Annotated in this window: 9 protein-coding genes; 5 read left to right on the top strand and 4 right to left on the bottom strand. The window is 37.1% G+C overall.

The genetic code is table 11. The annotated features are described in order from the left end of the window. Window positions 1–84 precede the first annotated feature (84 nt). From J7W16_RS06960 to J7W16_RS06950, 3 genes are read right to left on the bottom strand one after another with little or no spacing between them, the layout of a single operon-like run. The gene (locus tag J7W16_RS06960) at window positions 85–1,626 is read right to left on the bottom strand and encodes a response regulator transcription factor (protein ID WP_210596545.1); all 1,542 of its coding nucleotides are present in this window, start codon (window positions 1,624–1,626) and stop codon (window positions 85–87) included. A 4-nt stretch (window positions 1,627–1,630) separates the two neighbouring features. After that, window positions 1,631–3,361, bottom strand: coding sequence for a sensor histidine kinase (locus J7W16_RS06955; protein ID WP_210596544.1), 1,731 nt, complete (start codon window positions 3,359–3,361; stop codon window positions 1,631–1,633). Between the two features lie 12 nt (window positions 3,362–3,373). Beyond that, window positions 3,374–5,071, bottom strand: a complete 1,698-nt coding sequence (locus tag J7W16_RS06950; protein WP_210596543.1) for a methyl-accepting chemotaxis protein — start codon at window positions 5,069–5,071, stop codon at window positions 3,374–3,376. 238 nt (window positions 5,072–5,309) lie between these two features. Between J7W16_RS06950 and J7W16_RS06945 the strand changes: the two genes are divergently transcribed. The 5 genes from J7W16_RS06945 to J7W16_RS06925 all read left to right on the top strand — a co-directional run bounded on the left by J7W16_RS06945 (window position 5,310) and on the right by J7W16_RS06925 (window position 12,459). Continuing rightward, a complete protein-coding gene (locus J7W16_RS06945) occupies window positions 5,310–6,362 on the top strand; it encodes an ABC transporter substrate-binding protein (RefSeq protein WP_246879878.1) in 1,053 nt (350 codons plus the stop codon). A 118-nt stretch (window positions 6,363–6,480) separates the two neighbouring features. Next, entirely contained in the window at window positions 6,481–7,995 is a 1,515-nt protein-coding gene (locus tag J7W16_RS06940; protein ID WP_210596542.1) for a sugar ABC transporter ATP-binding protein, read from the top strand. Window position 7,996: 1 nt separating this feature from the next. Further along, window positions 7,997–9,028 carry an ABC transporter permease gene (locus J7W16_RS06935; protein WP_210596541.1) on the top strand — a complete coding sequence of 344 codons (1,032 nt, stop codon included), beginning with the start codon at window positions 7,997–7,999 and terminating at the stop codon, window positions 9,026–9,028. Continuing rightward, entirely contained in the window at window positions 9,025–10,017 is a 993-nt protein-coding gene (gene yjfF, locus J7W16_RS06930; RefSeq protein WP_210596540.1) for a galactofuranose ABC transporter, permease protein YjfF, read from the top strand. Before J7W16_RS06935 ends, yjfF begins: the two co-directional genes overlap by 4 nt. Before the next feature lie 318 nt (window positions 10,018–10,335). Next, the gene (locus J7W16_RS06925; protein ID WP_210596539.1) at window positions 10,336–12,459 is read left to right on the top strand and encodes a beta-propeller domain-containing protein; all 2,124 of its coding nucleotides are present in this window, start codon (window positions 10,336–10,338) and stop codon (window positions 12,457–12,459) included. Between the two features lie 109 nt (window positions 12,460–12,568). Here the strand turns inward: J7W16_RS06925 and J7W16_RS06920 are convergent, their stop codons facing one another. Continuing rightward, window positions 12,569–13,168 (bottom strand): DJ-1/PfpI family protein, encoded by a 600-nt coding sequence (locus J7W16_RS06920; RefSeq protein WP_210596538.1) that lies wholly within the window; start codon window positions 13,166–13,168, stop codon window positions 12,569–12,571. Window positions 13,169–13,236: the final 68 nt, after the last annotated feature.

Raw genomic sequence — 13,236 nt, 5'->3', positions numbered from 1 at the left:
CTAGCATATACAAATTAGGTTTAGATTTCTATTTTTCTGCTTGAATTGAGAATGAAACAGATAAAGTTTAATTATTGTGTTGATCTATGACATCATTACGTCATGTAGTCTGAATTGCTTTGTTGTCATGCCGGTCATCTTTTTAAAGGAATGACAGAAGTAGTGGGAATCACTATAACCAACTTTATGAGCGATTTCAAATGTCTTATCATTTGTTGTCTTAAGCAATTCTTTTGCTCGTTCAATTCTTGTCTTCGTCAAATATTCAATTAATGTCTCGCCTGTTTCTTGACTAAACATATGACTTAAATAAGAGGCACTAACATTTACTTTTTTAGCAATAAGTTGGAGGGATAAGCTTGAATCGCTGTACTGTTCCTCGACATAGTCTTTTACTTGTTGAATGATTGAGCTAAATTTGCTATTGGTTTGATTTCTGTATTGAAGATAGAGGTGTAAGACAGACTCCATATATTCTAGTATCTCTGAATACTCATTGATTGAACCTGCCTTCATTTCAATTAAAGAGATTTCTTCAATTATTTTTGATGATGGACTGTCTTGTTCTTTTACATATTGTAGGACTGTAATCGTAAAATCCATGATGAAATAATAGATAATAAAGGGTGTTAGAATTGCAGTAGATTCTAAATAGGAAGAGTATTTTTTACAAAAATCGGCTAGTCTATCCGATTGACCATATTTGAGAAAGAAAATTAACTCGTTACGATTGATAAGGTGAAGATCAGAATTAATATTCCCAATTAGGGTTGGATTTTTCATTGTAATGCCGCTATCGATAGGTGCTGAATGGTTCTTCATCGTTGTTGCTTCTTCAAATGATTCCGCTATACCTTGAATACGATTTTTAATCTTTCCGAATCCAAAAATGAGGGAGCCTGATTCAAGAAGTAGTTTTTCTCGGATTGCTTTTGACTCATTTTCTAATTGTTGCTTGGAATTACCTTTCATAATATAAATGCTTTCATTCTCATTGCGATTGTAAGTGAGACATGAATAATTTTCTTGAATCCAGTTCGTTAGGTCTATATTCTTTCTAACCCATTCAATTATTAATAGATAATAATGACTAGAAGCTAGTTCAAGTTTAAGTTGAGATGCCAGTTTGATGGCATCAGCAGCAGTATGAATACCTTCACAAAGCTCTTGTAAGAAATTATTTTGAGAAATAGAGACATGTTTTAATGCTTGGTTTTTTAATTCATTCAATTGCTGCTTTGCTTTTAATTCTTCATCTATTTGTAATGACACTTTGTGTAAAATGGACAATAAATCTGCTGAATCAAGTGGCTTAAGACAATATTCGGATACTTGAATTCGAACGGCTTCCTGAGCATACTCAAATTCATCATGTCCACTTAAAATAATGATTTTAATCCAAGGCATGTTCTCACGTAAGACGCGACTAAGTTGTAAACCGTCCATAAAAGGCATTTTAATATCAGTAATAACAATATCAGGCTGGTGCTTCTCTATTAATGGAAGAGCGAGTTCACCATCTTGAGCATCCCCGCAGTAAATAAATCCTTCCTTTTGCCATTCGATACTACTGGCAATTCCCTGTCTTATTACTTTCTCATCATCTATTAAAAATACCTTTTTCATCACTTCACCTCTCTGCTGGAATAATTAGGCTCACGCGAGTACCTGATCTATACCAGCTAGTAATCGATAAACCAAAAGGTGCACCGTAAAAGAGTCGAATACGCTGCTGGACGTTGACCATGCCAAAGCCGCCGTTGCCGTGATTACTAGGAAAACCTAGTGCTAATTGTGTGCGGACTTGGTTAAGTCGTTCCTCGTTAATTCCAATTCCGTTGTCGATGATTTCAATTAGAATATGGCCCTCTGATGTGAAGTCAGCTTTAATACGAATAAATCCTTTGCCTCGTTTGTTTTTTATCCCATGGTAAATTGCATTTTCAACGAGCGGTTGGAGTGCTAACTTAAGAATTTTATAATGAAGGATCTCTTCATTTATATGATATGTGACTTCTAATATATCTTCATATCTGATTTGTTGGATAATTAGGTAATTACGAATATGGGTTAATTCATCTTCAATTGTAATCCAATCTTTCCCTTTACTTAAAGAAATCCGAAAAAATTGAGAGAGGGCTTTTGTGACTTCAATCACCTGTCCTGTATTCTTTGCTTCAGCCATCCAAATAATGGTGTCGAGTGTGTTATACAAAAAATGAGGACTTACTTGAGCTTGCATCGCTCTAAATTCTGCTGCCTTTAACTGTTTCTGCTTTTCAATAGTTTTGTTGTGCAATGATTTAATTTTTTTGATCATTTGATTGAAACTACTATTAAGTTCAGAGATTTCATCCATCTCTTTGTAATTGGAGATCTGGACATCCAAATCTCCAAAAGAAGCTTGGAACATCTTATCTTTCAATGCTCGAATGGGGTGGATGAATTTTTTCGAAATAAAAAAGTAAAGTCCTACAAGAAAGATAATGCTGCATAAGACAGTAATGAAAATAAGATTTCTAATCTGATATGCCTCATGCATCACTTCATTCAATGGTGCCTGACCAATAATTTTCCATCCAGTCAATTCAGATGTTTTAGAAACAGTTAAATTGGAGGGAGAAGGAAATTCATGATCGTCCTTGTTTTCACCAGTATTAGTTGTAGCAATCAATTCTTCATTTTTGGCAGGATAAATTAGGGCATCTCCTGCTTCTGTTACAATATGAAAGGTTCCACTGTCTCCGAGTTTAGCAGTTGAAAGGATCGTCATAATGACTTTGGCGTCTAGTATCATTTCAATTACGCCAATTGTCTCGTTTGTGAGTTCATCTTCAATCTTTGTCGTTACTAAGAACACAGGAAAGCCGTTTTTTATCGTATGCTTGATTAGGGTAGATGTAGGCTGTTCAAACAAATGTCTTAAAAAAGGATTTTGATGGGGTACTGATGTTAACTGATAAACACCCCTTTGTTCGTTGATAATTTTCCCAGTTGAACTAATGATACTAATATCTAAAATATGTCTAGAAGGATAACTCTTTCTGTAAAGCGTAAACATATTTAACAAGTCTTGATCATCTTCGGAGCTATCAATCCATCGAGCTGTCAGACCGTTGATTGCTTGATCCTGTTTTACTAGTTCACTGAAACGTATACTATCTTGAAAAATTTCATCAATCTCTGAACTGATTTGATTAACCTCTAGTTGGGCAAGGGATTTGGACTTTTCTAAAATAATTGAATATGTTTTGACATAGGAAACGACTCCGACAAAAATAAGTGGGATAACGGTGAGTAAGACGAACATTACGAGCATTTTTGTACGTAAGCTTGTCATCGTCCATTTTTTTAGTTTCATAGATACCTACTTTTAGACTTTAAATCGTCTGATGTTTTCTTTCAGCTGTTGGATTCGTTCAACTAGCTTATAAGAGGCTTCTGATACTTCTTCTAAAGTTGTTAATTGTTCCTCACCCATTGCAGCAATGCTAACAACTTCTGATTTACTTATATTTGAACGGTTTTCAATTTCTCTAATTAGATTTCGAATGCGATCCATATCTTCAAAGGATTTTTGCATTTCATCAGTTACTGTATTTAGCATTGATTGAACATAGCTATTGATTGAATGAATGGAACTAAAATGATCCTTCAGGTTGATGACTAACTCATTATTCATTAACTGATTTTCAACTAAATTGATTTTCTCGTTGATCATTTGTGTGTGTTGATGGAGGTCAGGTGCGTTCGTGTTAGAGAGTAAAAAAGCATCATTTGCTTCTGTGGCAAGTTGTTGAATGCGGCGAGAAATACTTATTAGATTGGTCCGATCATCGGTTTCTGTATTTTCATTAGAAACAGTAACGGATAATAGATTTGCTTCAAGGCCGATTAATTTCAATATATTAATCTGTTTCTCTATTTGATAAACATAATGATTACGTTCAGTACGTTCCTGCTGGATATCTTGAATTGTCTGATGAATGGTTTTCATCTGTTGTAATAAATCATTCAAATCTGTATTTCCTTGATTAGCTATGGGCATTGTCTTATTAGAGTAGAGTTGCATTTGCTTTGTCTTTACTAGAATTCCCTCGAAATTCAGGATCACCTCATCAAAAGTAGATACGGCTTGTTTAACTAATTCATCTTGTTGATGGAGATTAAGCGAAATAGTTTGTGAGGCGTTAGCTATCTCTTCACCGGCTTTACGATTTTCCTTAATGCTTTGATGAATATCGTTTGAAGAAAGTGTAACTAAGTCATTAGTGCTTCTGACATTTAGAATGATGTCTTTTAAGTTATTAGACATATGATTATAGGAGCGACATAAATCACCAATTTCATTTTTGGAAGGGAGAACAATAGCATCGACTGTTAGATTGCCTCGTGCAATTTCATTTGCATTTTTCCTTAAACGATGAATGGGCTTTACCATATTACTAGAAATAAGCCATGCGAAAACGATTGTGACGATGATAATGGCTATGAAAATGAGAATATAAAAAATAATATCTCTTTTGATGTTTTCGTTAATATTTTTTTTTGATTGCTCACTTACTTGAAGAGTAGAGTGCAGAAGCTCTTGTACCTCATCATCAACGATATCTGTAATAATCGTAATATATTCATACGTAATGTTCCTTTTTTCTGCTGGCACGTTAAACTTAATCTCTTCTCCGAGCTGATCGATATACTCTTTCGTTGTTACTAATGATTCACGTACATTGTTAATTTCTTCTTTAAATAGCATAAGAGGATCATCGCGTTCAATTTGATCTAAATGATTATTCATCGTTGTTAACAAAGTATACTGAGACCCCTTGTCAAAAGAGATTTTACCATAAACGATATCACGAATTTCTTCGTCTAATTGCTGCTTTAATTCACCATTAATGGAGTTAGTGAGGGTAATGGTTGTCATCATACCGTTATACTCACGTACATAGCCAAAGAAGACAAAAATGAACACACAGTTAATGACAGCAAGCCAGAAAAGGACAATCACAAACATGATGATTAACCTTAGCCTTAAAGAAAAATGAGTCCAGTTTGTTAACGCTTTCATAAAATCATACTCCTATAGGTACCACATTTTTATATATTAAATCCTTAATCAAAAGATATTACAATTCCCTTAAATAATATCACAATTTTACTAATTTATTACATTTAAGATTAAATAATAAAAAACATTTTCTCGAAAAAAATTGTATTTTAATAGTAATGTAAACGCTTTATTATGAGGATAGGCCGATTCAAATGAAAAATTTAAAAGGATTGGTAAAAAAAGGGGAGGTTTTCTTATGAGAAAAAGGCTTCATTCAACTTTATTTCTTTCTATGATACTGATGTTCATTCTTTTCTTGGGTGCTTGTGGTTCAGATGATGCAGGTGGTGGAGGAACGACGGTTGATGAACCGGATACAACAGATGAAGCAACAACAGACAATAGCGATGAAGCGGAGGCGACTACAAGTGAAAAGCTTGTGATCGGATTTTCTCAAGTAGGTGCGGAAAGCGAATGGAGAACCGCAAATACGAAATCAATGCAAGATGCCATTACTGATGCAGGACATGAATTGAAGTTCTCCGATGGTCAGCAAAAACAAGAAAATCAAATTAAGGCCATTCGTTCATTTATCGCACAAAAAGTTGATGCAATCGTATTTTCACCAGTAGTTGAAACAGGGTTTGAAACGGTGCTTCAGGAAGCAAAAGATGCAGGCATTCCAGTGTTCCTTTCTGACCGTTCAGTTGATATTGAGGATGATTCACTTTGGGTGACATTTTTAGGTTCTGACTTCGTTGAAGAAGGTAGGAAAGCTGGTAACTGGTTAGTTGAAGAACTAGGTGATCAAGAGGATGTTAAGATTGTTGAATTACAAGGAACGGTAGGCTCTGCACCGGCTATTGATCGGAAGGAAGGATTTGAAGAAGTACTTTCGGAGCATTCCAATTTCGAAATCATAAAATCACAAACAGGAGATTTCACTCGTGCTAAAGGTAAAGAAGTAATGGAGGCCTTTCTAAGATCTGATGGTGACAACATTGATGTTCTTTATGCCCATAATGACGATATGGCAATCGGTGCCATTCAAGCTATTGAAGAATATGGGCTTAAACCAGCTGAAGATATTGTCATTATTGGAGTAGACGCCGTTAAAGGAGCATTTGAAGCAATGGCAGCAGGAAAAATGAATGTCACGGTTGAGTGTAATCCGCTATTTGGTCCCCAGATGGTTGGCTTAATCGAGGATTATCTAGCAGGAGAAGAGATTCCAAAGCGTGTAGCTGTAGAAGAAAGCATGTACACAATGGATCAAGCGGCGGAACTCCTTCCAACTCGTCAATACTAATTACGTCTAGAATGATTAAAGCCACTAGGTCAACACCAAGTCATCTCAAACTGACTAAGTTCGTTGACTTATGTGGCTTTATTTATCAACTAGTAACAAAGAGAATAGGAGGGAGACTATGCTAAATCAACCAACACCAAGACTTGTAATGGAATGTATTTCAAAAGAGTTTCCTGGTGTTAAAGCACTATCAAACGTAAACTTTCGTCTGTTTCCAGGAGAGGTGCATTCATTAATGGGTGAAAATGGAGCTGGGAAATCTACATTAATAAAAGTGTTAACTGGTGTTTATTCGATTGACGGCGGGACTGTGACACTCGAAGGAGAACCTGTAGAGATAACAACACCTCTTGAAGCACAAGAACTCGGCATAAGTACAGTTTATCAAGAGGTTAATTTGTGTGCGAATTTATCAGTTGCAGAAAATATATTTATCGGTAGACAAAGAATGAAGAACGGACGGATTCATTGGAAGGAAATGAATCAACGTGCAGAAGAACTACTGCTTAGATTGAATTTGAAAATTGATGTTACGCAGCTATTGTCATCCTATTCTGTTGCGATACAACAGATGATTGCTATTGCCCGTGCGCTTAATGTTAAAGCTAAAGTATTAATATTGGATGAACCGACCTCTAGTCTTGATCGAGACGAAGTTAATCAGTTATTTGCAGTGATCCGCCAGCTGAAGCAAGATGGATTATCAATTGTATTTGTTAGTCATTTCCTAGATCAGGTGTATGAAATAACGGATAGGATTACTGTCCTTAGAAACGGACGCTTAATTGGTGAGTACATGACAAAGGAGCTTCCTAGAATAGAGCTTGTGTCAAAAATGATTGGTAAGAAGCTTGATGAGGTTGGCTCTAAAGCCGAGGTCAATGTACAAAAGGAAAAAGGAGAGGCTTTTTTGCAAGTTAAGAAATTAGCGAGAAAAGGCAGCATTAGCCCTTTTAATTTAGAGCTACATGCAGGAGAAATCGTTGGTCTAGCAGGATTGCTTGGTTCAGGAAGGACGGAACTAGCAAGGGTATTGTTTGGTGCTGATAAGGCTGACTCCGGAGAAATGATGATCAAAGGACAAAAGGTGAGATTCCATTCCCCGAAACAAGCGATTGCACATGGGATTGCTTTTTGCTCGGAGGATCGAAAGGCAGAAGGGATTATACCAGACCTAACGATTCGTGAAAATATTATTTTAGCCCTACAAGGTACAAGAGGATGGTTCAAGTATATTCCTAAAAAGAAGCAAATTGAGATTGCGAATGACTATATATCTCTCTTAAATATTAATCCTAATAATCCTGAGCAACTGATTAAAAACTTAAGTGGAGGTAATCAGCAAAAAGTGATGTTAGCTAGATGGTTAATTATTCACCCTCATCTATTAATCCTTGATGAGCCAACAAGAGGAATAGATGTAGGTGCTAAGGCTGAGATTATGAAGCTGATGCACTCTTTAAGTGTGAAGGGCATGTCAATACTATTCATATCTTCTGAGCTAGAGGAAGTTCTACGTACTTGTGAGAAAATCGCTATATTAAGGGACCAAGAAAAGGTGACCGAAATTGAAAACAATGAATCAGTTACCGAGCAGGAGATTATGAAACAAATGGCCGGAGGAGTGAACTAAGATGATGAAATCGAAACTATTTTGGCCACTCGTAATCTTGATTTTAATTTTACTTGTTAATTTGATCTTTGACCCTAGCTTTTTTAAAATTGAAGTCAGGAATGAGCGATTAACTGGTAGTCTCATTGATATCCTTCATCGCGGTGCACCTTTAATGCTCATTTCGATTGGTATGACACTTGTTATTGCTACTAAGGGTATTGATTTAGGTGTAGGATCTGTTGTTGCGATGTCTGGTGCAGTTGCCGCTATGACGGTCGTTGGAGCATCTGATGAAACTCTTATTCCTTTCTTTCTTGCCATTCTTTTTGCTCTAGGGGTATCGATGTTGACTGGTATTTGGAATGGACTACTTGTTTCTCGGATTGGAGTGCAGCCAATTGTTGCTACACTTATATTGATGGTAGCTGGAAGAGGGGTTGCTCAATTAATTACCGGTGGTCAAATTACAACTGTTTATTATAAGCCATATACATTTATTGGTGGTGGACATCTGTTTATGCTACCGGTATCCATTTTTATTGTCGTCTTCGTATTAGGAATGGCAATCTATCTAACTCGTAAAACGGCGATCGGGTTATTCATTGAATCAGTCGGTGCGAATCCTGTAGCAAGTCGATTAACGGGAATCAATTCAAAAAACATCATTTTAATGGTCTATATTTTCTCTGGTCTTTGTGCCGGGATTGGCGGGTTAATTTTAAGCTCGAATGTGGCAAGTGCTGATGGAAATAACGCAGGACTCTGGTATGAACTTGATGCTATCTTAGCAGTGGTTATTGGAGGAACCTCACTCATGGGTGGAAGATTCTTCTTAATGGGAACAGTAGTAGGTGCCTTAATTATTCAAAGCCTTACGACAACGATCTATACAATTGGAATCCCAGTTGAAACAACCCTTGTTGTGAAAGCTATTGTAGTGTTAATAGTTTGTCTGCTTCAATCCCCTGAATTTAGGAAAAAGATAATGACCATCTTCCAATCTAGCAAAGAGAAAAAGGAAGTCGTCAAGAAGGGGGCAACCCTATCATGATGAACGGTAAAATGAACTATAAGCAGCTTCCTTTACTTGCAACAATTTCATTATTTGTGATGATGTATACGTTTGGCTCTTTTCGCTACACTGGTTTTTTCTCTGGGCAAGTGTTTCTGAATTTGTTCATTGATAATGCTTTCTTAATCATTGTTGCAATTGGTATGACCTTTGTGATTTTGTCAGGTGGAATTGATTTATCTGTCGGATCAGTTATTGCATTAACTAGTATGATTGCGGCAAGTTTAGTTATGAACGCACAATTGTCCCCGTGGTTTGTGATCCCACTTTGTTTACTTGTCGGTTCTTTAATTGGTTTAGGACAAGGTTGTCTCATACATTTTTTCAATCTGCAGCCATTTATTGTTACTTTGGCAGGAATGTTTCTAGCAAGGGGAATTAGTTATTTAATAAGTGTTGAAACAATTGCTATTGATAATGACTTCTTCAGTTTTATGGCTAGCTCAAGAATCCCAATAGGAGAACACTTTATTTCTATCAATGTCGTAATTGCTCTCATTGTTGTCGCCATTGCCTATTATGTTGCTCATTATACTAAATTCGGGCGTAATGTCTATGCTATTGGTGGAAACGAGCAATCTGCGATATTAATGGGTCTTCCTGTAGGCAAGACGAAAATAATTATTTATATGATCAGTGGTTTCTGTGCTTCACTTGCTGGCTTGGTGTTCACTTTTTATATGCTTTCAGGCTATGGACTTCATGCAAATGGAATGGAACTAGATGCAATAGCTGCAGTTGTAATCGGTGGAACTTTATTAATTGGTGGAGCCGGTTATGTGATTGGTAGTGTCTTTGGTGTCCTTATTCTAGGTGTAATCCAAACCATTATCGTATTTGAAGGAACATTAAGCTCATGGTGGACCAAAATTGCGATAGGTGTCTTGCTGTTATTATTTATTGTATTACAACGAGTGATTGTAATCAGAAGTAAGGGTAAAAAGGCTGTTATCACCCAAAGTGTGTGATTTTTCCGATGGACAAATTTGCTCATTGCAAGGGTGGGAACGTTCCGCCTGCTAGTATGTGTGTTATTGTCACAGTCACTTCAAATGGAGTGGCTGTGTTTGTTTATTTATTTATCTTGTTGACGTGGGTAGTGGCTAGATTAAAATTTGTCTACTCAGAGCTAAAAAAGTCTTCACTCTGGCTTACAACTTCCAATCTTAGTCCCTCCATAAATGGTACTTTTCAGGCCCTTATTAAATAGAAATCCCAAATCCTTGCAACCTTTCACAACATTCTCTCGTTATATCAAGTAATAGAACAATCACAAGGGGTGTGAAATGAAAAAATTAACGATATGGTTCTTCTGTGGAGGGTTGATTCTCGTTTTTTTGGCGATGGTTGGTTGGTTTCAATTAATTCCGACGGCTTCGGTTGACGGGGAGGATGTACTTTTGGGACAGCCTTTTCCGGTTCAGCTTTCGTCAGCAATAGATCCTACTACTGTTTCAACAGACACCATTTATATGACAGATGAAAAAGGAAGTCTTGTTCCGACTGAGGTTAAATTGTCTGAGGATGGAAGGACGGTCTGGATGGATCTGGGACGTGGAGAGTGGAAAAGCAATAAAGACAGATATACCTTGCATATTTCCAATGATATTAAATCTCTGTTTGGTTTTTCATTGCGTGGGGATCGACACATCCCTTTAATCGTTCATGAAGAGTTGCCTCGTTTTAATTCAGATGATGAGCTCTCTGATTATGTTGAAAATGTCTACTCAAGCAATGTAAATAGAGGAGGAGAAGAAGAAACAACAACGGCGACAGAAGATTCAGCTGCCTTAGAATCGTCAGGAAGTTCTTCTGGAGCAAGAAATCATTCAGAAACTAATAATCAAGTAAATGATGTCGAGGAATCCGACATCGTTCAGACGGACGGGGCGTATATCTATCATGTTACAGATGAAGGAATCGTCATTACAGATATACAAAATCCCGAAGAAATGAACCTCACTTCAACGATTTCGAATGAACAAGGCTTTCATGCAACGGATTTGTTTTTAAAAGAAGATACGCTTGTTGTGCTCGGTATGAAGTGGGAGGAAAATACTGTGCTAGGAACGGAATCACGAGAAATGCTAATTGGGAGTTCGATGACCGTTGCCTATATGTATAATGTGTCTGACCGTACGGCACCAGAACTGTTGGGTGTATCAGCTACGGAGGGACATCTAATTAGTGCTCGAATGATTAATGGATTTTTATATTATGTTACGAGCTACTACCCAAACCTAGGTGGGAAAGAACCTCGGGTGAAGCCAATAGTATTTAATGGAGAAGAGTATCAGGAAGTTGCTCTTGAAGACATTGCTCGAATTCCAAACAGTGAAGAGCCTTCATTTACGATCATTACAGCTATCGATAGTAATAATCCAACCAAATCAGCAAATGTTGAAGCCTATGTTGGTGCAGGTGGGCAGATGTATATGTCGAAGGAGCATCTGTATCTAGCGAAGGAATCATGGGAAAACGACGATAGAACTCGGAACACTGATATTTATAAATTTGCTTTAGACGGAATGGATGTTCCATTTATTGCTTCTGGTAGTGTAGAGGGGAGCGTGTTAAATCAATTTTCGATGGATGAGTTTGAAGGGAACTTCCGAATTGCAACGACGGAGGGGAATGCCTGGGATCGAGACCAGACGTCTAAGAATCATGTTTATATTTTGGACGAAAAGCTAAGTCAGATCGGTCATGTTGGTGATCTTGCACCGAGCGAAAGGATTTACTCTGCTCGATTTATGGGGGAGATGATCTATATGGTCACCTTTCGTGAAATGGACCCGCTCTTTGTAATTGACGCATCAGATCCAGCCAAGCTAGAGGTACTAGGTGAGTTGAAAATTCCTGGTGTTAGTACGTACCTCCATCCGATTGATGAGAATCATCTGTTTGGGATTGGTGTTGAAACTAAGCTGGTGAAATCTTCAACTCTCGGTGAAGAACCGATCGTTCGTCAAGATGGAATGAAAATTTCTATTTTCGATGTAACCGATTTTCATAACCCGAAGGAAACCTTTGTCGAAGTTATTGGTGGGGAAGGCACGTATTCGGAGGCACTTCATAACCATAAGGCATTGACTATTCACCCAGAGAAGCCACTTTATGCCTTTCCGATCAATCTTTATAATGTAAATGGGTCGACAAGCGACCAAAGCTGGAACTTTGATGGCCAAGGAGCAATGGTTTATCAGATTACAACAGAAGGAATTGAGCAAGTAGCAAGCTTGATAGCTGAGAATAGTGGTAATCAAGTATATGAAAACTATGAAGATTCCGTACAACGAAGTGTTTATGCAAATGGCTATTTCTTTACATTAACGCCAGCTGGCATTCAGGCATTTGATGAAAAAAGGTATGAACTAGTAGATGAAATATTGTTTAGAGAAATAAATTGATATTATTAATACAAAAACAGTTGAAGCAAATGGCTTCAACTGTTTTTGTATTAATTACAGCATTAATTCAGCTCTTCTACTTTATATTAAAAGGCAAGGCGAAAAAATATTACTCGATTATGATATCGTATTCCATTCCTCGGGCTGTCTTCGATGCGATGTCTTTTCCTAACAGACGTTTCACAATATGAAAGGACATGTTGATTCCAGCTGATACTCCTGCGGAAGTGACTATATTTCCTTGATCAACGAACTTAACATTTCTCTTTAGTGTTACAACTGGGAATTCACTTTCAAATCTGTCGTAACTTAGCCAATGAGTTGTCGCCACTTTACCGTCAAGTAATCCTGCTTTCGCTAATAAAAAAGCCCCCGTACAAACTGAAGTCATTATGCTTACCTGATTCATTTGATTAGCTATCCACTCGATAACTCGCTTATTATGAATCTGAGTTTCTCGTGCACCAGGTCCGCCTGGGATCACAAGAATATCGAAAGTAGGCATATTTTCAAAGCTATAGTCTGGTTGAACTTTTAAACCGTTTCTTGCGTGAATCATTTCGCCCGTTTCAGAAACAGTACTTACTAAGAATGCTCTCGTTGTAAAATCTTCATATGTCGTAACAGAAAACACTTCAAAAGGCCCAGCAAAATCAAGAACCTCAATCTCGTCAAATAGAAAAATACCAATTGACCACTGCTTTTTCATAATGCTACCTCCTGTTAAGTGATTACATCTGTTAACTTAGTGTAAACATTCCAACTTTCATATTTATG

Source organism: Halalkalibacter suaedae, assembly GCF_017939705.1.
Taxonomy (GTDB): Bacteria; Bacillota; Bacilli; order Bacillales; family Bacillaceae_D; genus Halalkalibacter; species Halalkalibacter suaedae.
The sequence above is the reverse complement of the archived record's forward strand: the minus strand, read 5'-3'. Positions and strand labels throughout refer to the sequence as shown.